Origin of the sequence: Algoriphagus sp. AK58 (genome assembly GCF_014324365.1) — a bacterium.
Lineage (GTDB): Bacteria > Bacteroidota > Bacteroidia > Cytophagales > Cyclobacteriaceae > Algoriphagus.
The window spans coordinates 1-23,765 of record NZ_QEIG01000024.1 but is presented as its reverse complement, the minus strand read 5'-3'; the positions used below and the strand labels follow the sequence as shown (position 1 = coordinate 23,765).

General features: G+C 43.6%; 21 protein-coding genes and 1 rRNA gene. 11 read left to right on the top strand and 11 right to left on the bottom strand.

The annotated features are described in order from the left end of the window. Positions 1–2 precede the first annotated feature (2 nt). From DDT91_RS18835 to ilvD, 5 genes are all read right to left on the bottom strand, one after another. Positions 3–1,511, bottom strand: a complete 1,509-nt coding sequence (locus DDT91_RS18835) for a 2-isopropylmalate synthase (protein WP_187177748.1) — start codon at positions 1,509–1,511, stop codon at positions 3–5. Positions 1,512–1,531: 20 nt separating this feature from the next. Next, complete coding sequence (gene ilvC / locus DDT91_RS18830; RefSeq protein WP_111394887.1) at positions 1,532–2,575, bottom strand: ketol-acid reductoisomerase; 1,044 nt, start codon at positions 2,573–2,575, stop codon at positions 1,532–1,534. A gap of 132 nt (positions 2,576–2,707) precedes the next feature. Beyond that, positions 2,708–3,208 carry an acetolactate synthase small subunit gene (ilvN, locus tag DDT91_RS18825; RefSeq protein WP_111394888.1) on the bottom strand — a complete coding sequence of 167 codons (501 nt, stop codon included), beginning with the start codon at positions 3,206–3,208 and terminating at the stop codon, positions 2,708–2,710. Positions 3,209–3,217: 9 nt separating this feature from the next. Next, complete coding sequence (ilvB, locus tag DDT91_RS18820; protein WP_187177776.1) at positions 3,218–4,900, bottom strand: biosynthetic-type acetolactate synthase large subunit; 1,683 nt, start codon at positions 4,898–4,900, stop codon at positions 3,218–3,220. A 14-nt stretch (positions 4,901–4,914) separates the two neighbouring features. After that, positions 4,915–6,603 carry a dihydroxy-acid dehydratase gene (gene ilvD / locus DDT91_RS18815; RefSeq protein WP_187177747.1) on the bottom strand — a complete coding sequence of 563 codons (1,689 nt, stop codon included), beginning with the start codon at positions 6,601–6,603 and terminating at the stop codon, positions 4,915–4,917. 531 nt (positions 6,604–7,134) lie between these two features. Between ilvD and ispE the strand changes: the two genes are divergently transcribed. Beyond that, positions 7,135–7,941 carry a 4-(cytidine 5'-diphospho)-2-C-methyl-D-erythritol kinase gene (gene ispE / locus DDT91_RS18810; protein ID WP_187177746.1) on the top strand — a complete coding sequence of 269 codons (807 nt, stop codon included), beginning with the start codon at positions 7,135–7,137 and terminating at the stop codon, positions 7,939–7,941. A gap of 93 nt (positions 7,942–8,034) precedes the next feature. Here the strand turns inward: ispE and DDT91_RS18805 are convergent, their stop codons facing one another. Then, positions 8,035–8,568 (bottom strand): hypothetical protein, encoded by a 534-nt coding sequence (locus tag DDT91_RS18805; RefSeq protein WP_187177745.1) that lies wholly within the window; start codon positions 8,566–8,568, stop codon positions 8,035–8,037. Further along, a complete protein-coding gene (locus DDT91_RS18800; protein WP_187177744.1) occupies positions 8,568–9,035 on the bottom strand; it encodes a hypothetical protein in 468 nt (155 codons plus the stop codon). The genes DDT91_RS18805 and DDT91_RS18800 overlap by 1 nt, the downstream gene beginning before the upstream one ends. Before the next feature lie 213 nt (positions 9,036–9,248). Between DDT91_RS18800 and DDT91_RS18795 the strand changes: the two genes are divergently transcribed. Both DDT91_RS18795 and DDT91_RS18790 read left to right on the top strand, forming a co-directional pair. After that, a complete protein-coding gene (locus DDT91_RS18795; RefSeq protein WP_187177743.1) occupies positions 9,249–9,491 on the top strand; it encodes a ribbon-helix-helix domain-containing protein in 243 nt (80 codons plus the stop codon). Continuing rightward, complete coding sequence (locus DDT91_RS18790) at positions 9,478–9,810, top strand: type II toxin-antitoxin system PemK/MazF family toxin (RefSeq protein ID WP_187177742.1); 333 nt, start codon at positions 9,478–9,480, stop codon at positions 9,808–9,810. The genes DDT91_RS18795 and DDT91_RS18790 overlap by 14 nt, the downstream gene beginning before the upstream one ends. 3 nt (positions 9,811–9,813) lie before the next feature. On the opposite strand, the gene DDT91_RS18785 is transcribed toward DDT91_RS18790, so the two are convergent. Genes DDT91_RS18785 through tgt form a run of 3 tightly spaced genes read right to left on the bottom strand, consistent with a single transcriptional unit; the run spans position 9,814 to position 12,936 of the window. Continuing rightward, positions 9,814–10,728: a DMT family transporter gene (locus DDT91_RS18785; RefSeq protein WP_187177741.1), complete on the bottom strand. Its 915-nt coding sequence runs from the start codon at positions 10,726–10,728 to the stop codon at positions 9,814–9,816. 1 nt (position 10,729) lies between these two features. Then, on the bottom strand, positions 10,730–11,803 hold the full coding sequence (locus tag DDT91_RS18780; protein WP_187177740.1) for an LptF/LptG family permease: 1,074 nt from the start codon (positions 11,801–11,803) through the stop codon (positions 10,730–10,732). Positions 11,804–11,805: 2 nt separating this feature from the next. Continuing rightward, the gene (tgt, locus tag DDT91_RS18775; RefSeq protein WP_187177739.1) at positions 11,806–12,936 is read right to left on the bottom strand and encodes a tRNA guanosine(34) transglycosylase Tgt; all 1,131 of its coding nucleotides are present in this window, start codon (positions 12,934–12,936) and stop codon (positions 11,806–11,808) included. A 123-nt stretch (positions 12,937–13,059) separates the two neighbouring features. Between tgt and DDT91_RS18770 the strand changes: the two genes are divergently transcribed. The 8 genes from DDT91_RS18770 (at position 13,060) to DDT91_RS18735 (ending at position 23,606) form a co-directional block, all read left to right on the top strand. Further along, the gene (locus DDT91_RS18770; protein ID WP_187177738.1) at positions 13,060–14,199 is read left to right on the top strand and encodes a glycosyltransferase; all 1,140 of its coding nucleotides are present in this window, start codon (positions 13,060–13,062) and stop codon (positions 14,197–14,199) included. Next, positions 14,190–14,801, top strand: a complete 612-nt coding sequence (locus DDT91_RS18765; protein ID WP_187177737.1) for an RNA polymerase sigma factor — start codon at positions 14,190–14,192, stop codon at positions 14,799–14,801. Before DDT91_RS18770 ends, DDT91_RS18765 begins: the two co-directional genes overlap by 10 nt. Further along, on the top strand, positions 14,801–15,445 hold the full coding sequence (gene rsmG / locus DDT91_RS18760; RefSeq protein ID WP_187177736.1) for a 16S rRNA (guanine(527)-N(7))-methyltransferase RsmG: 645 nt from the start codon (positions 14,801–14,803) through the stop codon (positions 15,443–15,445). The genes DDT91_RS18765 and rsmG overlap by 1 nt, the downstream gene beginning before the upstream one ends. A 315-nt stretch (positions 15,446–15,760) precedes the next feature. Next, positions 15,761–20,059, top strand: coding sequence for a DNA polymerase III subunit alpha (gene dnaE / locus DDT91_RS18755; protein ID WP_187177735.1), 4,299 nt, complete (start codon positions 15,761–15,763; stop codon positions 20,057–20,059). A gap of 132 nt (positions 20,060–20,191) precedes the next feature. After that, a complete protein-coding gene (gene trxA / locus DDT91_RS18750) occupies positions 20,192–20,512 on the top strand; it encodes a thioredoxin (protein ID WP_187177734.1) in 321 nt (106 codons plus the stop codon). Between the two features lie 68 nt (positions 20,513–20,580). Then, complete coding sequence (gene mnmH / locus DDT91_RS18745) at positions 20,581–21,627, top strand: tRNA 2-selenouridine(34) synthase MnmH (RefSeq protein ID WP_187177733.1); 1,047 nt, start codon at positions 20,581–20,583, stop codon at positions 21,625–21,627. After that, positions 21,608–22,651 carry a selenide, water dikinase SelD gene (gene selD, locus DDT91_RS18740; protein WP_187177732.1) on the top strand — a complete coding sequence of 348 codons (1,044 nt, stop codon included), beginning with the start codon at positions 21,608–21,610 and terminating at the stop codon, positions 22,649–22,651. Before mnmH ends, selD begins: the two co-directional genes overlap by 20 nt. 46 nt (positions 22,652–22,697) lie before the next feature. Further along, positions 22,698–23,606 carry a PD40 domain-containing protein gene (locus tag DDT91_RS18735; protein ID WP_187177731.1) on the top strand — a complete coding sequence of 303 codons (909 nt, stop codon included), beginning with the start codon at positions 22,698–22,700 and terminating at the stop codon, positions 23,604–23,606. Positions 23,607–23,663: 57 nt separating this feature from the next. Here the strand turns inward: DDT91_RS18735 and rrf are convergent. Then, a 5S ribosomal RNA gene (gene rrf / locus DDT91_RS18730) occupies positions 23,664–23,765 on the bottom strand; the annotation flags it as partial.

The following is a 23,765-nucleotide window of genomic DNA, read 5'->3' as shown; positions in this document are numbered from 1 at the left end:
AATTAAGCAGTCGCGTATTCTTTGACTGGAATTTTGTTGAGTGCATCGACAAAGGCTTGCGCTGAAGCCAAGACAATGTCTTGATTGGAGGCAAAGCCATAATAAGGTTTGTTTGATTTGATAACCCGCATGTGAACTTTTGCCACATCATTGGATCCGTGGGTCATTGCCTGAATCAGAAATTCTTCCAATTCTACCTGAGGCTGAACCATCTTTTCGATAGCAGTCAAAACCGCATCCACTGGTCCAACACCTGTAGAAGAAGCCTCATGGGACTCATTGCCGATTTTCAGTTTGACATTGGCTTTGATTTGACCATTGGATGAATAAGTCACCTCCTCCAACTCGATAAAATTGGATTCCTCGAGATACTTTCCAACGAGTTCCAAAAGATCCTTTCTTCCGATATCCCGCTTAGAGTCCGCCAAAACCAGAAAATCCTCATATACCTTGCGAAGCTCTTCACCTTCCAATTCTACTCCCAATGCGTCCAAGTGATGCTTGAGAGCCGCACGTCCTGATCTCGCTGTCAATACGATGGATGACTCCTCCACACCAACCTCTTTAGGGTCGATGATCTCGTAGTTTTCTCGATGTTTCAATACGCCATCCTGATGGATACCGGAAGAGTGGGCAAACGCATTTCGTCCTACGATTGCCTTATTAGGCTGAACAGGCATGTTCATGAGCTTAGAAACCAAACGGCTCGTTTGATAGATTTTCTGAGTGACGATGTCTGTATGCACGGGTATTGATTTATGACATTTGATCGCCATGACCACTTCTTCCATGGAAGTATTTCCCGCTCTTTCTCCGATTCCGTTGATGGTCACTTCGACCTGGCGGGCCCCATGCTGTACGCCGGCTACGGTATTGGCAGTAGCCATTCCGAGGTCATTGTGGCAGTGAGTAGCGATGATGGCCTTGTCAATGTTTGGCACATTGTTTTTCAGACTAGCGATGATCGCACCATATTGCTCGGGAAGGCAATAGCCCGTGGTATCTGGGATATTGACAACCGTGGCGCCGGCTTTGATGACTTCCTCGATGATTTTGCAAAGGAAATCGGGTTCGGATCGTCCGGCATCTTCCGCATAAAACTCCACATCCTCCACAAAGCGCTTGGCAAATTTCACTGCGGCCACTCCTCGTCGGATAATTTCATCTGGCGTAGATCGCAGTTTGTATTGAATATGATAAGGAGAAACCCCGATTCCTGTGTGAATCCGGCCTTTTTTGGCATATTTGAGTGCAGCAGCGGCTACTTCGATGTCCTTTTCTACAGCTCTGGAAAGGGCACAAATGATCGGATTGGAAACAGCCTTCGAAATTTCCTGAACGGAATTGAAATCTCCCGGACTGGAAATTGGAAATCCTGCCTCGATAATATCCACGCCCAGCTCCTCGAGGGCTTTGGCTACGATGATCTTTTCCTGGGTATTGAGCTGGCACCCGGGCACTTGCTCCCCGTCACGCAGGGTCGTATCGAATATCCACAGCTTATCACTCATAATCTTTCGGGTTTGGGGTTTTAATTATTCTCTGGTCTCAACTGACGGACGACCGCTCCGGCCTGCCACATTTCAGACTCACGCAATTCTTTCAATTCAGCTTCGAGCTTCTCTCTGTAATCCGGCTTGGAGTTGGAATCAATGGATTTTTGTGCCTCAACTCCAGTTTTTACCGAATTGTAAAGTGCTTCGAAAACCGGCTTGGTCGCATCACGGAAAGGCTTCCACCAGTCCAACGCACCACGCTGCGCGGTAGTAGAACAGTTGGCATACATCCAGTCCATTCCATTTTCTGCCACCAAAGGCATCAAAGACTGGGTCAATTCTTCTACGGTCTCATTGAATGCTTCGGAAGGAGTATGTCCGTTTGATCTCAACACTTCGTATTGAGCTGCGAAAATGCCCTGGATTGCGCCCATCAAGGTTCCTCTTTCTCCAGTCAAATCCGATGTTACTTCACGGTAGAAATCCGTTTCGAATAGGTAGCCAGAACCTACGCCAATACCCAAGGCAACTACGCGGTCTTTGGCTTTGCCGGTAGCATCCTGATAGATGGCATAAGAAGAGTTCAATCCTCTACCTTCCACAAACATTCTTCTCAATGAAGTACCTGAACCTTTTGGAGCGACCAAGATCACGTCCACATCAGCAGGGGGAATAATGCCTGTTTTTTCTTTGTAAGTCACTCCAAAACCGTGAGAGAAATAAAGTGCTTTGCCTGGAGTCAGGTGTTTTTTTACCGTTGGCCAAAGGGCAATCTGACCTGCATCAGAGAGCAAAAACTGAAGAATTGTACCTTTTTGACAAGCTTCTTCGATTTCAAAAAGCGTCTCACCGGGAACCCAGCCATCGGCAATAGCTTTGTCCCAAGTCTTGGAACCGCTGCGCTGTCCCACGATGACGTTGAAGCCGTTGTCTTTCAGATTAAGTGCTTGTCCAGGTCCCTGTACACCGTAACCAATGACAGCAATGACTTCGTCTTTGAGCACTTCTCTTGCTTTTTCCAAAGGAAATTCTTCCCGTGTAACTACGTTTTCTTCAACGTTTCCAAATTTCAATTTCATAAGTCTGTAGTTTGATTTTTAAAGGCCTTATGGAATCTCGCCTAGCAAAAGATCAACCTAGCGGCTGAAAACTTCGACAGGTTCGATTTCATAGTGTTGGATTATTAGATTGTATAAACAGGTTTGAGATAATTATTTAATAAACGATTCTATGGTGAGCATTCGCTTGGCCACGGCCACACGACCCGAACGGGCAAATTCCAGCAGACCATAGCCTTTGAGAATTTCGAGTAGTTCTTGTGTTTGTTCTTTGTGTCCGGTGAGTTCGAGCACCACAAAATCCGGCTCAGCCGCGATGATCTTGGCATTGTGCTGCCGGATGATTTTTTCCAAGCCTCCATCCAATCGGGAAACCGGAATCTTGTAAAGCGCGATTTCCTGATAAACCACGCCTTCATCTTCGTGATAAAATGCCTTGATTACATCGATGATTTTCTCGATCTGATTGACAAGCTGGATGACCGTGTCTTCGTTGACCGTTACCTCGATGGTGATCCGGTGAATTCCCGGGATTCGACTTTCAGAGGCCGTGAGTGCATCGATATTGATTCCACGACGGGTAAAAATGATCGTGATGCGGTTAAGAATTCCGATAAAATTCTCAGTGATGACGAAAATAGTATATCTCTTCATAGGGTTGGATTAGCTAAGTCTGACTTCCTCCACGGAACATCCGGTGGCGATCATAGGGAATACATTGTCTTCTTTTTCTACGACCACTTCGAGGAAAAATGGGCCATCATGGATCAGCATATCTTCGATGGCTTCCTGAAGATCCTGACGTTCAGTGACTTTTTGAGACTTGATATGATAGGCCTCAGCGATCTTGACGAATTCAGGATTATCCAGCTCGGTGAAAGAATAGCGCTTGTCAAAAAACAACTGCTGCCACTGCCGAACCATGCCGAGGTAATTATTATTGAGCAGGACGATTTTGACAGGTGCCTTGGTCTGCATGATGGTACCGAGCTCTTGAATGGTCATCTGGATTCCCCCATCTCCGACTACGCAAATCACCTGTCGGGAATAATCGTACATCTGAGCTCCCAGCGCCGCCGGCAAAGCAAAACCCATCGTACCCAATCCCCCGGAAGTCACCTGAGTTCTGGGCTTTTTGTAATGGAAATACCTCCAAGCAATCATCTGATGCTGACCCACATCTGTTACTAACACTGCATCATCTGCTTTGTACTGATTAATCTGATGGATGACTTCTCCCATAGTCAATCCCACTTTGGTAGGGGTAAGATCATGCTGAACAACAGCCGCTTTTTCCTGCTGCTCGAGTTCACGGAATTTTCCCATCCAAGCCTCATGCTTTTTGGCAGTGATGGCCTCAGTCAGCATGGCTAAACTTTCCCGGCAATCTCCCTGAACAGCTACTGTAGTCTTTACATTTTTATTGATTTCTGCCGGATCAAGTTCTAAGTGAATGACTTTGGCCTGCTTGGCATATCGTTTTAAATCACCGGTTACGCGATCATCAAACCGCATTCCCACGGCGATTAATACATCGCACTGATTGGTTAAAAGATTGGGCGCGTAATTGCCATGCATCCCCAGCTTTCCGACGAAATTAGGGTGATCTTCAGAAAGAGCTCCAGAACCTAAAAGGGTAGAAGCAGCTGGAATTCCGGATTTATCCAAAAAGAACTTCAATTCCGTTTCTGCCTTTCCCAACACCACCCCTTGCCCAAAAAGCAGGTAAGGTCTTTCCGCCTGATTGATCAGTTCGGCAGCTTCTTTAATGGCTGATTGATCTATAGGATGATGAGTTTTATACGATCTAAAGCCCAAACAAGGCACATAATTAAATTCTCCAAAATCGACTTGGGCGTTTTTGGTAATATCGATCAATACAGGTCCGGGACGACCGGATCTGGCAATGTAAAATCCTTTGGCAATTGCCGGAGCGATATCTTCCACTCTTCGTACTTGGATATTCCATTTGGTTCCGGGCATTGAGATCCCCACTACATCCGTTTCCTGGAATGCATCGGTGCCCAATAAGTGTGCAGCCACCTGACCGGTGATGCAAACCAAAGGTGTGCTGTCAATCTGCGCATCTGCCAATCCAGTGATCAGGTTGGTGGCACCAGGACCCGAGGTAGCAAGGCAGACACCGACTTTTCCGGAGACCCGTGCATATCCTTGAGCTGCATGAATGGCTCCCTGCTCGTGGCGGGTCAATACATGTTTGATCTGCTCATGATAGTCATATAAGGCATCATAAACCGGCATAATAGCTCCTCCGGGATATCCGAAGATCAGCTCGGCTTGTTCGGCGATCAGCGAGCGCACGACGATGTCGGCACCTCTCATCATGTCCTTCATAGGCTTTAGAATTTATCGGTAACGCACCCTTCGGATGCTGTAGCGACGAGTTTATTGTATTTTTTGAGGGTTCCCTGAAGTCCTTCAATAGGCTTCGGTGACCAGGATTTTTTGCGTTCTGCAAACTCCTCTTCGGAGACATTCACAGATAAATTGAAATTATCCGCATCGATGGTGATGATGTCACCGTCCTTGAGCAACCCGATCGGCCCACCACACCAAGCTTCGGGCGTCACGTGGCCGACGACAAATCCGTGAGTACCTCCAGAAAATCGCCCATCTGTGATCAAGGCCACGTCCGAACCCAACCCTGCACCAATGATCATCGAAGTAGGCTTTAGCATTTCCGGCATCCCCGGCGCTCCTTTTGGACCGACATTTCGGATAACCACCACATCGCCCGCTTTTACTTTATGATCTCGTATGGCTTCATTCGCTTCCAATTCGGAATCAAAAACCACCGCAGGACCTGTGAAAGCTGTCCCCTCTTTTCCTGTGATTTTGGATACCGCACCTTCTGGGGCGAGATTTCCTTTCAGAATGCAGAGGTGACCTGACTTTTTGATAGGAGTCTCCAGGGGATGAATCACATTGACCACCGATGGAACGATGGGGTCAATGTTTTCTAGGTTTTCTGCCAAGGTCTTGCCGGTCACAGTGATGCAATCCCCATGGAGAAATCCATTATTGAGCATGTATTTCATAAATGCCGGAAGCCCACCCTGCTCATATAGGTCCTCCATCATGAATTTCCCAGAGGGCTTGAAATCGCCGATAAGGGGAGTTTTAGCATTGATTGCTTTGAAATCTTCCAGGGTGAATTCTACACCCGCTGTCCTCGCAATTGCCAAAATATGAAGCACGGCATTGGTACTTCCACCAAGGGCAATCGCAACCGTTACCGCATTTTCGATGCTTTTGCGAGTGACGATATCTTTTGGTTTGATGTCTTTTTCCAGAAGGATACGCATGTACTTATTGACATCCTGACACTCCTTCAATTTTTCAGCAGAGTTTGCAGGATTGGAGGATGAATAAGGTAGAGACATTCCCATGGCTTCGATCGCGGAGGACATGGTATTGGCGGTATACATCCCGCCGCATGCACCTTTGCCCGGACAGGCATTTCGAATTACTCCGTCATAATCTTCATCAGAAATGGTCCCTTGGATCTTCTTGCCAAAGGCTTCAAAGGCGGAAACGATATTGAGCTTTTCTCCCTTGTAATTACCCGAAGCAATGGTCCCCCCATAGACCATAATGGCCGGACGGTTAATTCTCAACATCCCCATTACTGCGCCGGGCATATTTTTATCGCAACCCGCCACTGCTACGCATCCGTCGAAAGAGTGTCCCAGAATAAATGACTCGATCGAGTCAGCAATAATATCTCTGGAAACCAACGAATACCGCATCCCAAGCGTACCCATGGAGGTGCCGTCAGATATGCCGATGGTATTAAAAACCAAACCGGTCAGATCATATTCCTGAGAGGACGCTTTGATCAGACCGGCAAAGTCATTGAGGTGCATATTGCAGGGATTGCTTTCGTAGCCGCAGCTCGCTATCCCTACAAAGGGCTGTTTCATTTTTTTGTCCGACAAGCCAGTGGCATAAAGCATGGCTTTTCCTGCAGGATGCTCGTCGTTGTCGCTGATTTCCCAACTGTACTTTTTGAGATTGTTCTGGGTCATGGGTCTGGTAAATAAAAAAAGTGCCTCAGTTCAGTGAGGCACTTTAGATTTTATATGCTGGATTATATATGGTCTAGTGCCTCACTTCGAAAATCCGATGAGAATAATAAAGCTTAGCAGGACGACCAATGGATACATAGCGTGGTTTGAGAATAGATGCTTCGTTGTCGAATCACGCTTCAATATTAAAACTCTATTCTGAGACTTACAATATTTAATTCTTCATTTTACAGACAGAACAGATAATAAAATTGGGTTAAAATATTTTTTTCAGAATTTTAATTCTTTTTTAAACATTTTACAGAATCAATTTTTCAAAAAATCCCCATATTATTGAGAATCCCAAAATTTTGTATCGATTTTACTTAAATTCAAAATTTTCGAGAAAACACTTTCTTTTTTTTAAGAAAAAAAATGATACAATGCCAAAAATCTAAATTTCCATTGAAAGATTAGCAATAATTCAATCCAGACTCAACACTCTACCTTCTGTTAAGTTTTGCCTTACTTTTGTCAAAACAGTCCTCTCTTATGATCAGCTTTCCCAACGCCAAAATCAACCTGGGCCTTCATATCACATCCAAAAGAAAAGACGGATACCACGAGATCGAAACCTGTATGGTACCCATTCCTTTGTATGATGCCTTGGAAATGATAATCGACAAAAAATCGAGTTGGACTTCGTCAGGACTTGCCATTCCCGGCGATCCCAAGGACAACCTTATTCTAAAGGCTGAAAAGTTGATGAAGAAAGACTTTCAAGGATTGCCTAATCTCAACATCCATCTGCACAAAAACATCCCCATGGGCGCAGGACTCGGAGGAGGCTCGGCTGATGGTGCTTTTGCCTTAAAGCTGATGAACAATCTCTTTGATTTGCACTTGGATGATTTCTTTTTGGAAGAATATGCGGCAGAACTTGGGAGCGACTGTCCTTTTTTCATCGAAAATACGCCAAAAATCGCCCGAGGCCGAGGGGAAATCCTGGAACCCATCGACCTTTCCTTAAAGGGAAGCTATCTCGTTTTGATCAATCCGGGGATCCATGTCGGCACCAAAGAAGCCTACTCCGGCGTCACTCCTGCTCTACCCAAAGTCAAGCTGGAAGAAGTTTTGGCAGACCGAAGTCGCTGGAAAGCTGAACTGGTGAATGACTTTGAGCCCAGCATTTTCAAAAACCATCCGGAAATCGCCGAGATCAAGCAAAAAATGTATTCCGCCGGAGCATATTATGCAGCCATGTCCGGATCGGGATCGAGCGTGTTTGGGCTGTTTGAGGAAAAGCCGGAATGGATGGAATTGCCGGAGAGTTATTTTGTGTTTGAAGACAAACTTTGATCGCCAATTCAAAAACATAAAACATCTTCTTTTAACAAAATAAGAGGTAGCCACAAGACTCATGGCTACCTATTGACTTTCTAAATTTTAAATTTAGGGCCAAAAGCTTATTCCAATTCCATTTCGGATATATCCTTGGCTGATGATATAATCGAAATCATAGCTTAGAAAAAAGGGAAAATCAGAAATTTTGATGGGGAATAAAACTTTGAAATTAGCCCCCAAACTTGGTCCATTATAATCCCCGTTTGCATTTAAAGGTTGATGAATAGCAGCACCTGGACCTAAATACAAAAAGCTTTCTCCAATCACGAAAGTCTTAACCAAATAATTAGCTTGTCCTTTTATACTAAATCTCTGATAATTATTAATGATTAAATCTTTAGTAGATTCTTTACTAAGATAATTGAGATCTAAATCAAAGTTAAGTTTCCCTAATTTTAATTCTTTGAAAACACCAATCCCCATGAATCCGCCTCGTTGTACTGGGCTAGCTGATTTTGGAGTATTGATTTGGCTTAAATATCCACCTGACAGCTGAAATTCAAATTTATTTTCTTGAGCAAATCCTTTTAAGTGAAAAATACAGACAACGATTAGGGATGAAAAAATTTTAGACTTTTTCATTACAATTGAATTTGATTTTCTGCAAGGTATGGAGCAACTATCCCTATTTTATTCTCCTTAATAAACGAAATAAGTTCTTCTATCGAATAAAGTGGTACCGAAGAGGTTTTCGAAGTCCTTAGCCTACTAAATGAGTCCACAATGGCTGATTTTTTTTTTGCGACAGGATCAACTTCTGTTTCAAAAAGCTTGGACAAATCAATAGAAATTTCACCCTGATTGCCTTCAATTTTCGAGAATTCAAACAATTCAGTTCTTGCATTTGGATCTTGAAATACTTGCCCCATGTAAATTGATAAGCTTTTTAATTTAGATTCATATTCAGGATTCTTTGAAAAAAACAGCTCTTCTCCTTGGTCATCAAATATCTGACGGGCCTCAGGAATTTCTTGACAAGAAGTTATCCCAATAAGAAAAATTAGGAGAAATAGAGAGAGAGATTTTGATAATAGATCATTTGTTTTCATAAAAATTTCGTTTAAAAGTTACACTATAACATTAATTAAAATAAATCCATTTTCAAATTTTAATGTAAAATAATTTTTAAAATCAAATTAATTCAATTAAACCATATTTATTTATATTAAAAATATATTTTATTATATTTTTTTTCTCAAGTTTAGTGGTAAATTGATATGATAATTGACTATTATATTTGTAAATCATAAATATAAAACACAATGGCAACCTTCACTAGCACACTTCCCGACGATCTCCTTCAGCGACTTGCTGAATACGCCAAGAAGCTTTCTCTGCCCAAAAACAAATTGATGGAGAATGCACTGAACCTCTATCTGGATCACCTCAAGAGGGCCGAGTATGCCAAATCTTATCGACAGGCAGCACAGGATGAAGACATCCTGATGGTAGCTGAAGAAGGAATGGGCGACTACTTGAAGCAGATCGAAGATGAGGCAGGGTGAAATCTGGATGTCAGATCTGAATCCTGTCATCGGATCAGAACAAGCTGGCAGAGGACCAGTAGTCATCCTGAGCGGCAACTTGATGAATAAATTTCTGCAAGTGGTGATTACAGCACCTCTTACTTCCAAAATCAAAAACTATCAGGGAAATCCCGTTTTGAAACCATCAAATTCAAATGGGCTAAAGCTGGAGTCTGAACTGATGGTTTTTCATATCCGATCCATTTCCAAAGATCGCTTGATCGAAAAAATCGGAGAAATCTCAAAAGAGGAATTGAAGACTGCACTTGCCACGCTGCAAGATATCACGACGCTTTGATGTTCAACTAATCACTTTGGTGTTTTTTCTCCGCTTGTTCCAGTAATTCAATAAAGGATAAATCAGTACTGAGATCAGAATGATCAAAGTGCCCAAATAGAATTGCGGGGTCATTTTTTCTTTTTCTCCAAAAACCATCACTGCCAGCAAAATCCCATAAACCGGCTCCAAATTCATGGTTAGATTGATCGAAAAGACAGGAAGTCGCTTCATCAAGTCAACGGTCAGTGAAAAAGGAAAGACCGTGCAGACTACTCCCAAAATAAAAAGCCAAAGCCAATCCAGATCGGTCCATACCCATTGAATGACCTGCTCCTCTGTCATCAATCCATTGTAAAATGGCAACATTACAAGGGCAAAAAGACTGGCAGCAAGCATCTCATAAAACGTGATTTGGTATGGGGTATACCTCTGAGAAAGCCGACCGTTGAGCACCGAAAACAAAGCCGCTAAAAACGCCGAACCCAGGGCCACAGAAAGACCCAGCCAATACCCGGATTCAAACTGAAAAATGACTAACAATCCGGAAATAACTACCACTCCCAAGAGTACTTCATACCATTTGACCTTCGTCTTCTTGACCAAAGGTTCGATAAAAGCCGTCCAAAGCGAAGTGGTTGCCATTCCTGCCAAACAAACTGAAGCCGTGGATAATCTTGCAGACCAAAAAAAGGAAATCCAATGCATGGAGATTAAAATACCTACCCCCATAATCTTCAAAACTTGTGGAATGGAAATACTGAGTGACTCGTTTTTGAAAAATATCAGAATTGCCACTCCCACAGCGGCTATGAGTGTTCGGTAAAAAACTAACTCAAGCGAGGGCAAGCTGACCAGCAAACCTAGAATGGCTGTAAATCCCCAAATCAGCACAATAAAATGGAGGAGCAAATAATCTTTGATAGATCCTGAATGCATTCTATCTAGGGACAGTTTTGTAAAGTATCAGGCCAGTCAATGCAAAAACAATATTGGGAAGCCATACCGCCAAAATGGGAAACTGTGTTCCTGCCTCTGCAAAAGTCCTAGATAAAATGAACAAGAGGATATAGATAAACGCCAATAAAAATCCCATGGCGATTTGAAATCCTGAACCACCGCGGGTCTTTCTGGCTGACATAATGACTCCAATAAAGGTCAAAATAAGGGCAGCGAAAGGAGACATAAACCGGACATACCGCTCGATACGATAATAGCTCACGTTGTCAGCCCCTCGGTCCTCTAAAATTTTAATTTGTCTGCTCAATTCGGGCAGTTTTAGTGTTTCGTGGTGATTCTCTGGAAGATCAAAATCGGCCGGGGAGATTGAAAGTATGGTGTCCAACTCAGACCCAACAGTATATTCCTCCCCATATTCCTTCAGCACCCTAAGTCGCCAATTTTCCAATCTCCAAACGTTTTTTGCGGTGTCCCATTGGATGCGATCGGAAGAGAGTTTAGACCAAAGCTGCCCGTCACGAATTTCCTCGAGTGTAAAATAATAGCCTGTATTGCTGGTTCGGTAAAACCGATTCATATAGGCATAGGCATTGGGGCCTACTTTAATATGAATGTTAGGATCAGTGGAAGCTTGTCCTTTTTCAAGATATCGAATTTTAAATTCACTAACTCCTGCAGTAGCCCCTGGCAACACCCAACCATTCAACAAAAAACTCACCGCACCTATCATCGCTGCCCCAAAAAGAAATGGACGAAGCATCCTGACAAAGCTTACTCCCGAACTCAAAATCGCGACGATTTCTGTGCGGCCTGCCATTTTTGAGGTAATGAAAATAACCGCAATAAAAACTGTAATGGGTGTAAGCAGATTATTCAGATAGAGGCCATAGTTCCCCATATACTTGAGGATATCCTTGGCAGGCACCTGATTTCGGATGTAGGTGTCGTTTTTTTCGGTAAAGTCCAAAACCAATACAATAAGAATAAGCATGACCACTACGAAAAAGTAGGTCTTCAAAAATTCCTTAATGATCAGTTTGTCGAGAATCTTCATACTTAGAGTCTAGCACTTACTTTCTTTACCATTTGATCCTTCCAAAAGGCAAAATCCCCTGCTTGGATATGCTCCCGAGCCTGACCCACGAGCCAAAGGTAGAAGGAAAGATTGTGGATGCTGGCAATTTGAGCTGCAAGGATCTCCTTGGAAATAGTCAAATGCCTCAAGTAGGCCTTTGAATAAAATGAGCTGACGTAATTTCCGATAGCAGGATCAATGGGACTAAAATCCTCCTTCCATTTTTCATTACGGATGTTGATGATCCCCTCGGAAGTAAAAAGCATCCCATTTCTTGCATTTCGGGTCGGCATCACACAATCAAACATATCCACTCCTAAGGCAATGCATTCCAAAATATTGGCCGGAGTGCCTACCCCCATGAGGTAACGTGGCTTGTCTGAAGGCAAAATATCCGTTACCAATTCGGTCATTTCGTACATCATCTCGGCCGGTTCTCCTACAGAAAGTCCTCCTATAGCATTTCCCTCACGACCTTGTTCGGCGATAAACTCCGCACTTTGCTTCCGCAAATCCTTGTATACCGAACCCTGAACGATCGGAAAAAGCGTCTGAGTGTATCCATATTTTCCTTCCGTAGAGTCAAAGCGATCTATGCATCGCTTCAGCCAGCGATGAGTCATCTCCATAGACTTTCTGGCATATCCATATTCGCACGGATAGGGAGTGCATTCATCAAAGGCCATAATAATATCTGCACCGATGGTCCGCTGAATATCCATTACACCTTCCGGAGAAAAAACGTGTTTGGATCCGTCGATATGCGACTTAAATGTTACTCCTTCTTCATTGATTTTACGGGTACCTGCCAAAGAAAACACCTGATAACCCCCCGAATCCGTCAAAATCGGTCGATCCCAACCATTAAACTGATGAAGGCCCCCAGCTTTTTCCAAGATTTCCAAGCCAGGTCTCAGATACAGGTGGTAGGTATTGCCCAAAATGATTTGGGCTTTGACATCTTCTTTTAATTCCCGCTGATGAACTGCTTTCACCGTGCCTGCTGTTCCCACCGGCATAAAAATCGGAGTTTGAATTACTCCGTGATCGGTGGTCAAAGTGCCAGTTCTGGCTTTGGTTTGGGTATCTTTTTTCTCTAAAGTGAATTTCATTCTTCTACATGATGAAGCTGTAGAGATGATCTACAACCTGTCCGGTTTAGCCTGCAAAAATATCCACTTATTCTTAAATGACTTGCTGAAATTGATTTTATATTTGCCCAGCAAAATCGACCTATGGGCCTATTTTTACTCTGGTTTTTCTTTGGTATCGGCGTCATCATTCAGGGAATTTATCTCTTGATGATCTTCGGACGAACGGCCTGGTTTAAATCTCTTTCCAAGTCTTCATCTACTCAGCAACCTGAAGAGGGAGTGACTGTACTTGTAGCTGCCCATAACGAATTTCAAAACCTCAAGGTGCTGATCCCCAAGCTTTTTGAACAGGATTATCCAAAATTTGACGTGATGATCGTAAATGATCGGAGTACCGATCGAACCAAGCGTTTGCTGGAAGAAATGATGGCCAAATACCCAAAACTGAGGTCAGTCACCATTAAATACACGCCCAATCACGTTACTTCCAAAAAATTTGCCATTACCCTTGGTATCAAAGTAGCCAAAAATGACGTCATACTCTTGACAGATGCGGATTGTATTCCAAATTCTGATCAGTGGATAAGAAAAATGACAGCACCCGTAAGACAGGAAGGTAAAACATTCGCCATTGGATACTCAGGATACCAGGAGAAACCTGGGGCGTTAAACCGCTGGATTCAGTTTGAGACTATTCTGACGGCCTTGTTTTATTTGTCTTTTGCTCTTTGGAAGGCTCCTTTTATGGGAATCGGCAGAAACCTCTGCTACCGAAAAAGCTTCTTCATGGACGTGAAGGCCTTCAAGGGACTTTGGCATTTGGAAGGTGGAGACGATGACCTCTTTGTAAATAACTACGCGACTGGAAAAAATTCTTCCATTGTGATAGATCCGGATGCCACCACTATTTCTGTTCCTAAGGAAACTTGGAAAGAATACCTGGTGCAGAAAAAACGCCACCTCCATGCTGGAAAATATTACCGGGGAGAAGACAAAAGAAAGATCGGTCTTTATTCGATGTCACATGCCTTGTTTTGGGTTGGTGGATTGGGATTGTTGATTTATTTCGGAATTAGTCTTCAATGGGAACAATTTTCCGCGGTTTTGGGTATTATCCTATTGAGATCGTTTTTGGTGATGGGGATTTTCAGATCTGCTGCCAAAACCGTTCAGGGAAAAGCTCCTAAAATGAATCCTGTCCTGAATGACCTCTTTTATTTAGGTTATTTCTGGGTTTTGGGCTCTGTATCCTATCAGGCAAAAGACATCCAATGGAAATAAACGAACGCGGTTTTTCAAATAAAGCTCTGGAAGACTTTGACTTAATTGACAAAGCCGTCCACGAAAAGGACCAATCAGCCTATGCTACCCTGATGAAGAGGTACAAAAAGGCCGTTTATTTCATGATCCTCAAAATGATCCGAGATGCAGATGATGCCGAAGATCTGACCATGGAGGCTTTTGCCAAAGCTTTTAGAAATCTGGAGCGCTTCAAAAAAGACTACACTTTTTCTACTTGGCTTTTCCGGATTGCAACCAATAACACGATTGACTTTATCCGTAAGAAAAAGCTCAAAACCATGAGCTTGAACAATACACTCTCGGATGACAGCGGAAATTCGGTGAATATCGACGTAGAAGACGATGACAACAATCCACAAGACGAGTATATCAAATCCCAACGGATAGAGATGGTGCGTGTCTTTGTGGATAAGCTCCCTGCCAAATACCGTAAACTGGTTCAGCTAAGGTACTTTGATGAGCTTTCCTATGAAGAAATAGCCCAAGAACTTGACAAACCTCTCGGTACCGTGAAAGCACAACTTCACCGGTCGCGGGAACTTCTTTTTGAAATCGCCTCTGGCAAAGAAAATCACATCTGATGAATCCCGGCACCGAGTTGATTTTATCCTATTTCCCTGACCTTACCGAAAAGCAGATCGAGCAGTTTGACCGTTTGCAAGAACTATATGAGGACTGGAATGCCAAAATCAATGTGATCAGCCGTAAAGACATGGATCACTTTTATGTACATCACGTCCTTCATTCATTAGGAATTGCAAAAGTGCTCCGATTTCAGCCAGGCACCAAAGTACTGGACATCGGAACAGGTGGTGGTTTTCCGGGCATTCCCTTGGCTATTCTCTTTCCCCATACACATTTCCACTTGGTAGATTCTATTGGCAAAAAAATCACTGTGGTGAAAGAAGTCGCCAAAGCACTCAAGTTGAGCAATGTGGAAGCACAGCAAGCTCGAGCAGAATCTTTGGTGAGAAAATATGACTTCGTAATCAGCCGTGCGGTAACCCGTATGATCAATTTTTATCCTTGGGTCAAAGGCAAAATAAAGCGCGAGGACTTCAACGAATTCCAAAACGGTATTCTTTACTTAAAAGGCGGAGATGTGGATGAGGAAATGGAAGAACTCGACAAATCTTATGTCACCTATCACCTGAGCGATTATTTCAAGGAAGAATTTTTTGAAACCAAAAAAGTGGTCTATATGCCTTGGGAGGATCAAAGGTAGGAGATTGAATTTTTGAAGGTGCAGTTAAGGTTGAAAAATGTACTTTTCAATATGCACTTCATCACTCCCTATCCTTCACTCAATTTTAAATTTAGCTTAGCCGAGGCCCGATTTTTTCTGGGATTTCAGCCTCATCAATCACCTCGAAATTTCGTAAAATTTCAAAAACAAATATTGTAAATCATTGATTTTTAATAAATTAAACACAATCAAAAGAAGCTCAGGGGCTTAGATTTTTATTTGCGACAATTCCCGCCAATCAATTTTTTGCTTGGGCATAATCCCCTAATTTGAAGCCTCATTTCCCCTAGAAGTATGTACATCATTTTTGATACAGAGACTACCGGTTTGCCCCGGGATTACAATGCACCCATGTCTGATGTGGACAATTGGCCGAGACTGGTTCAGATTGCCTGGCAGCTGCATGACGCCAGAGGCAAACTGCTCTCCAACCACAATTACATCATCCGCCCAGAGGGATTTACCATTCCTTATAATGCCGAAAAAGTACACGGTATTTCTACCAAGCGTGCCTTGGCAGAAGGTCACGACCTGAAAGAAATCCTGCAGGTTTTCCGTGAAGATGTGATTCAGGCCAAATTCCTGGTGGGTCACAACATCGGTTTTGATATCAATGTGGTGGGTTCAGAATATTTGCGAGCCGAACTGGTGATGCCACTTGATGGCAAGGCCGAACTCGACACCAAGGATATTTCTACGGATTTCTGTGCCCTTCCTGGGGGAAAAGGAGGAAAATACAAGTGGCCTACCCTGACCGAACTCCATCAAAAACTTTTCGGGATCGGCTTTGATGACGCGCACGATGCGGCCTATGACGTGGATGCTACTGCACGCTGCTTCTTTGGCTTGATCACTCAGGGAGTTCAAAAACCGGAACCGGGAATTTTGCTCGAAGAGGTCATCTATGAAGCCCCGAAGCTGGCAGAGGCTAATTTTGTCCAAGCCAAGGACATTCAAAAAGCTGCCGCCAAGGAAGTACTCAAGCAAGCAGGGAAGGCAGACATTTCCGATCTGGCAGAAGTCCCTTTCACCCATCTACATGTCCATACCCAATATTCCGTTTTGCAGGCTACTTCGGAAATCCCTGCAATTGTATCCAGAGCAAAGGCCTTGGGAATGTCAGCTATCGCTATGACAGATCATGGCAACATGATGGGAGCTTTTCACTTTGTGAAAGAAGCGATGGGAAAAGAACTCAAACCCATTTTGGGATGTGAGTTTTATCTCTGCAGAGACCGAAAAAACAAAGCCAATAAGGATGACGGATATCAAACCGTTTTGATTGCCAAAAACAAAGCTGGCTACCACAATCTAGCCAAATTGGCCTCTTATGCCAATATTGAAGGCTTTTATTACGTACCCAGAATAGATAAAGAAGTCCTTGTCCAATACAAGGGTGACTTGATTGCCACTACGGGAGGACTTTGGGGAGAGATCCCCTATTTAATCCTAAACGTAGGCGAAACTCAGGCTGAGGAGGCTTTTGTATGGTGGAAAGAGCAGTTTGGAGACGACTTTTATGTCGAGCTCAACCGCCACGGAATCCCTGAAGAAGAAAAAGTAAACGAAGTTCTCCTCGAGTTTGCCCACAAATATGGAGTTAAATATTTCGCGGCAAATAACACCTACTACAATGACAAAGGCGACGCGAAGGCTCATGACATTTTGCTCTGTGTGAAAGACGGCGAACTGGTAGAAAAGCCCAAGAAATACATAGGAAAGCGTGGACGTGAATTCCGTTTTGGTTTTCCGAATGACGAGTTCTACCTCAAAAGTCCGGAGGAGATGAAACAGCTTTTTGCGGATTTGCCCGAAGCCATCATCTGTACCCAGGAGATCGTCGACAAATGCGAGGCTTATAAATTAGCAAGGGAAGTACTTCTTCCCAAATTTGACATTCCAGAAGAATTCAAGCATCCGGAAGATGAGGTGGATGGAGGAAAGCGCGGGGAAAATGCCTATCTACGCTTCCTGACCTACGAGGGAGCCAAAAAACGATACAAAGAAATCACACCCGAGATCCAAGAGCGATTGGATTTTGAATTGGCTACCATTGAAAAGACTGGCTATCCGGGTTACTTTTTGATTGTCCAAGACTTCACCCGCGCAGCACGGGATATGGGCGTATCGGTGGGTCCGGGACGTGGTTCGGCAGCCGGTTCGGCGGTAGCCTATTGTGTAGGAATAACCAATGTAGATCCGATCGAATACGATCTCCTCTTCGAAAGATTCCTCAATCCGGACAGGGTTTCTCTTCCCGATATTGACATTGACTTTGACGATGAAGGACGTCAGGATGTAATCGATTATGTGATCAAAAAATACGGTTCCAATCAGGTAGCCCAGATCATCACTTATGGCACTATGGCGGCCAAATCGGCGATTCGGGATACGGCACGTGTTCTGAATTTACCTCTCGCCGAGGCCGGCAGACTAGCTAATTTGGTACCTGACATCAAGCTCAAAACGCTTTTTGATCTTGCTAAAAACCGACCAGCGCTTCATGACAAACTCAAAGGCCAAGGGGAACTGCTCCAAAAAGCAGAGGAACTCATTCGAGTAGCTCAAGGCCAGGATGAATCTGCCAAAACAGTCAATCAAGCAGCCGTTTTGGAAGGATCGGTGAGAAACACCGGGATTCATGCCTGTGGGGTTATCATCACTCCGGCCGACATCACCAATTTTGTTCCTGTAGCATTGGCCAAGGACTCAGATATGGTGTGTACCCAATTTGACAACTCCGTGGTGGAATCTGCAGGCCTGTTGAAAATGGACTTTTTGGGTTTAAAGACACTTACACTCATCAAGGATGCGATCAAGATTGTCAAAGAGAGGCATGGCATTCTGCTGGATGCGGATGTTTTCCCAATCGATGATGTCAAGACCTACGAACTCTTCCAGCGCGGCGAAACGGTCGGGATCTTCCAGTATGAAAGTCCCGGGATGCAGAAATACATGAGGGAACTGAAGCCGACGGTTTTTGCAGATTTAATTGCCATGAACGCCCTTTATCGTCCGGGACCTTTGGCATACATCCCTTCTTTCATCAAGCGAAAGCACGGCCAAGAACCCATTACCTATGACTTGGAAGATATGAAAGAGTATCTCGAGGAAACCTATGGGATCACAGTCTACCAAGAACAGGTGATGCTTTTGTCTCAAAAATTGGCGGGATTCACCAAGGGAGAAGCGGACGTCCTGAGAAAAGCTATGGGTAAAAAGCAAAAGGACGTGCTGGACAAAATGAAGCCTAAGTTTGTCGATCAGGCAGCTGCCAAAGGCCATGATCCCAAAAAGCTGGAGAAAATCTGGACCGACTGGGAAGCCTTTGCTTCGTATGCCTTCAACAAGTCCCACTCTACTTGCTATGCCTGGATTGCTTACCAGACGGCCTATCTGAAGGCACATTACCCAGCCGAATACATGGCCTCTGTGCTAAGTAACAACATGAATGACATCACTCAGGTGACCTTTTTCATGGAAGAATGTAAGCGAATGGGCATTCCGGTTTTGGGACCGGATGTCAACGAATCCAAAAGTGGTTTTACGGTAAATGCTGCCGGAGAAATCCGATTTGGAATGGCTGCAATTAAAGGTGCTGGAGCCGCTGCAGTTGATGAAATCATCAAGGAAAGAGAGAAAAACGGCCCTTACAAAAACATTTTCGACTTTGCCAAGCGAGTTAATTCCCGTGCGCTGAACAAAAAGACCATGGAAGCCTTGGCCATGGCAGGTAGTTTTGACTGCTTCAAAGAGCATCACCGAAGACAATATTTGGAAGCACCGGAAGGCGATGTCACATTGATCGAGAAAGCTACCAAATACGCTCAAAAAGTTCAGCAGGAAGAAGAAAGCGCACAGGTAAGTCTTTTTGGAGGCGGCGGTGGAAATGCCGAAATCCCTTTGCCTTCCGTAGCTCCAATGGAGCCTTTTTCACAAATCCAGCAACTGAATATTGAAAAAGAGGTGGTAGGACTTTTCATCTCCGGACACCCTTTGGATCAATACAAGTTGGAGATCGAGTCATTTACTAACACTCCGCTGACGGCCTTGGCAGACTTGGATAGCCTGAAAGGCAGAAATGAATTAAGAATGGCAGGTTCGGTTTCAAGTTTTGCCCATCGTACCACCAAAAACGGGAAACCTTTTGGCACCCTCACCTTGGAGGATTACCATGGGTCATTTACATTTTTCATTTTCGGCGACGACTATGTGAAGTTTAAGCAATACTTCATGACTGGATGGTTTTTGTTTCTAACAGGAAAAGTCGAGCAAAAAAAATGGGGGAATGAAAACGAGGTGGAATTCAAGATCAACAGCATTTCCCTACTCAGTGAGGTCAGAGGAAAGATGATCAAAGGGCTCAAGGTCAATATCAATCTGGACGATTTGACTTATGACCTGATGGAAAAGCTGGAAGCCATTACCACAAAGTATAAAGGAGATGCGAAATTGTATATTGAGGTAATTGATCAAAGGGAGAACATCACGCTGGAGCTGTTCTCCAAAAAATACACCATAGATCCGAGCGCCGAAATGATCCAAGAACTCAAGCTGCTGCCTGAGGTGGTCTACAAAGTGGTCGACCGGTAATTAGCGATAGATAAGTTATTGATTTAGTCGATGAGTCATTGAGAATTTATTGATTTGGATAGGAACTTATTCTAAATCAATCGGCTTTTGCTGATATATTTGAAAACAGAACCTTATTAATTCAAGAATACAATGGGAAAAGCAATTGAAATAACTGACGCCAACTTTGAAGAAATCGTATCAGGAGATAAGCCTGTATTGGTGGACTTTTGGGCGGAGTGGTGCGGTCCTTGCAAAATGATCGGCCCGGTGGTAGAGCAAATGGCAGCAGAATACGAAGGAAAAGCAGTAATTGGTAAAGTAGATGTAGATTCCAATCCATCTGTTGCGCAGGCATTTGGTATCCGCTCTATCCCGACCTTGCTATTCTTCAAAGATGGAAAAATCGTCGACAAGCAAGTGGGCGCTGTTCCAAAAGCCGTCTTGGCACAAAAGCTAGACGCACAACTTTAATTCTTAATTACACCTAGATCGAAAGCCGTAAAGAACTCTTTGCGGCTTTTTTTATCTTCACTGCCGAAATGGCTGAGAAACTTATTTCCCTGGACGAATTTTGGAAGCTACGCAACCAACTCCCCTTGATCGATGCAAGGAGCGAAGGAGAATTTTCTCAAAGTCATATTCCCGGCTCGTTCAACCTACCCATTCTTACCAATGAGGAGCGAATAAAAGTGGGAACCTTGTACAAGGAAGAAGGCTCCCTTGAAGCTACTTTAAAAGGATTTGAACTTGTGGGCCCCAGGTTTCACCAAATTCAAAAAGAAGCCTTGGAAAGATCCCCTGAGCGGAAAGCGATGGTTTATTGCTGGAGAGGAGGAATGCGGAGTCAGATCCTATCTTGGCTACTTTCTATGGTGGGCTTTGAAATTTTCAGACTTAAAGGTGGATATAAAACTTATCGAACCTACACCTTTGAAAAAGTGAGGGAAATATATCCTTTGTTGGTTTTGGGTGGAAAAACAGGAACAGGAAAAACCATACTTCTAAAAAAGCTAAAAGAATCCGGAGAACAGGTAATTGACTTGGAGGATCTAGCCCATCACAAAGGCTCCTCTTTTGGATCTATCGGCCAATTACCTCAACCCAGTGTGGAGCAATTTGAAAATCTATTGGCTGAGGAATTACGGATCATCGACTCAAGCATTCCGATCTGGGTAGAAAATGAAAGCAGAAAAATAGGCAGAGTAATCATTCCTGACCGCTTCTATGAGCAAATGATCAACTCCCCTTTGTTGGAAATCCATAAAACAGAAAACGAACGGATCGAACATATCGCAGAGGAGTACGGACAGCTTCCTGAATCTGAATTGATCGCTGCAGTAAAACGCCTCCAAAAGCGATTGGGGGGACTAAGAACCCAACAAGCCATTTTGGATATACAGGCTAAAAATCATTCCTCTTGGATCTCAAATCTGTTGGTTTACTACGACAAAACCTATGATTTCGATTTGCATAGACATGAAGCAAGCAAAACAGTTCATATGGACCTGTCAGGTCTCCCGATAGGCAACCAAGTTCAACTTTTATTGAATACTAAGAATAAATTTTATGGAATCCCCACAAATTAGACTCACCGAGTGGAGCGAAGGTTCAGGCTGCGGTTGCAAAATTGCTCCTGCTATCTTGGATCAAATACTATCTGGCAGTGGTTCATTTTCTCAGATTGACCCAAACCTTTTGGTTGGTAACTCCCAAAAAGATGATGCCGCAGTGTATCAGGTTTCGGAGGATATGGCATTCATTAATACAGTAGATTTTTTTACACCAATCGTTGACGATCCTTTTGATTTTGGAAGAATATCGGCTGCCAATGCAATCTCGGATGTGTATGCAATGGGTGGTAAACCCATTTTCGCAAATGCCATATTGAGTTGGCCAGTGGAAAAAATAGCACCAGAATTGGCTGCAAAAGTCCTGGAAGGAGCAAAACGCATCTGCAAACAGGCGGGAATTGAATTAGCAGGCGGGCATTCTATTGCAGCAAAAGATCCGATTTTTGGACTTTCGGTTAATGGGATAATTCATCCTAAAAAAATAAAGACCAACCAAGAAAGTAAAGAGGGTGATCTATTGTATATCACCAAGCCAATTGGGATTGGAGTATTAGCCACTGCACTCAAGCGTCAGAAAATTTCAGAAAAGGATTATGTGAATTTGCTGGATACCACTTGTAGCCTTAATTCCATTGGTGAGATTCTTGGGAACCATGAGGAAGTTCATGCCATGACCGACGTGACAGGTTTTGGCCTTTTGGGTCATTTAATAGAAATGGCAGAAGGTGCAAATCTTTCCGCTCAAGTTGACTTAGCCAAATTACCCTTAATCGAAGGCATCCAGGATTACATCAATCAGTTCATATTCCCTGACAATACGTACCGTAATTGGAATGCCTTTAACTCCAAAGTCACTGGAGTAAAAGGTATGGATCTAGTCAAACTTTGTGATCCCCAAACCAGCGGAGGACTGTTGATTTCCGTTTCTCCAGAAAATAAAGAATGGTTTGAAACGACTATGTCGAAACACAGGCAGCCTGTTTGGGAGATTGGAAAATTTTTCACTAGAGGCCAGTTTGTAGTAGAGGTGGTTTCTTAATAGCTGAAAATCAAGGTAAATTGGGTATAACCAATCCCCCAAAGCCATGAATTTCAAAAAACTCTTCATGCCTTGCTTATCCATTTTGATAAGCTATTCGGCATGGTCACAAACACCCGAAAACGTGACTAGCGAGCTCGTTATCCTTAATGTTAAGACAGGAGAAGAGAAATCTATCCTGAAGGAGAAACGACATTTCGAAGCACCAAACTGGTCCCGAGACGGCAAATACCTATTAATTAATTCCAGTGGATTACTCGAAAAGATTGATCTAGCCGGCAATAACCTCGGACAATTACATCCAGAGTTAATCACCTCTGTCAACAATGATCACGGAATAAGCTTGGATGGAAAAACACTCATTTTTAGCAAAAACGACAAAGGCTTAGGCTCAAGAATTTATACTATTCCAATAGAAGGAGGAAAACCGGAACTTATTACGCCTCTTTACCCAAGCTACTGGCATGGGATAAGTCCAGATGGGAAATTTCTAGCCTATTGTGCCGAAAGGAATGATCAATGGGATGTGTACATCATACCTAGCACGGGCGGTGAAGAAATAAGACTAACCAATTCAGATGGCCTTGATGACGGACCCGAATATTCCTATGATGGCCAATGGATTTATTTTAATTCACACCGAACAGGCCGAATGCAAGTCTATCGAATGAAACCAGATGGAAGTGGCCAAGAACAGCTGACTTTTGATGAATACGACAATTGGTTCCCTCATCCATCACCAGACAATCGATCAATAGTATACATCTCCTATCTGGAAGATCAAAAGGGGGCTCATCCTTTTGGGAAAGATGTAAAGCTAAGAATTATGGATATGGCCACGAAAGAAATAAAAGATCTTACACGTGTTTTTTATGGTGGCCAAGGCACGATTAATGTCCATAGTTGGAGTCCTGAGGGCAATTGGATAGCTTATGTACGCTATCATAAACCATAAAACGAAAAGGTCCTTAAAACAAAAAAGCCTTCAGGTATGATCTGAAGGCTTTGAATAATGTGGCGGCGACCTACTCTCCCGGGAGTAACCCCAGTACCATCGGCGCTGCAGGGCTTAACTTCTCTGTTCGGGATGGGAAGAGGTGGGACCCCTGCGCTA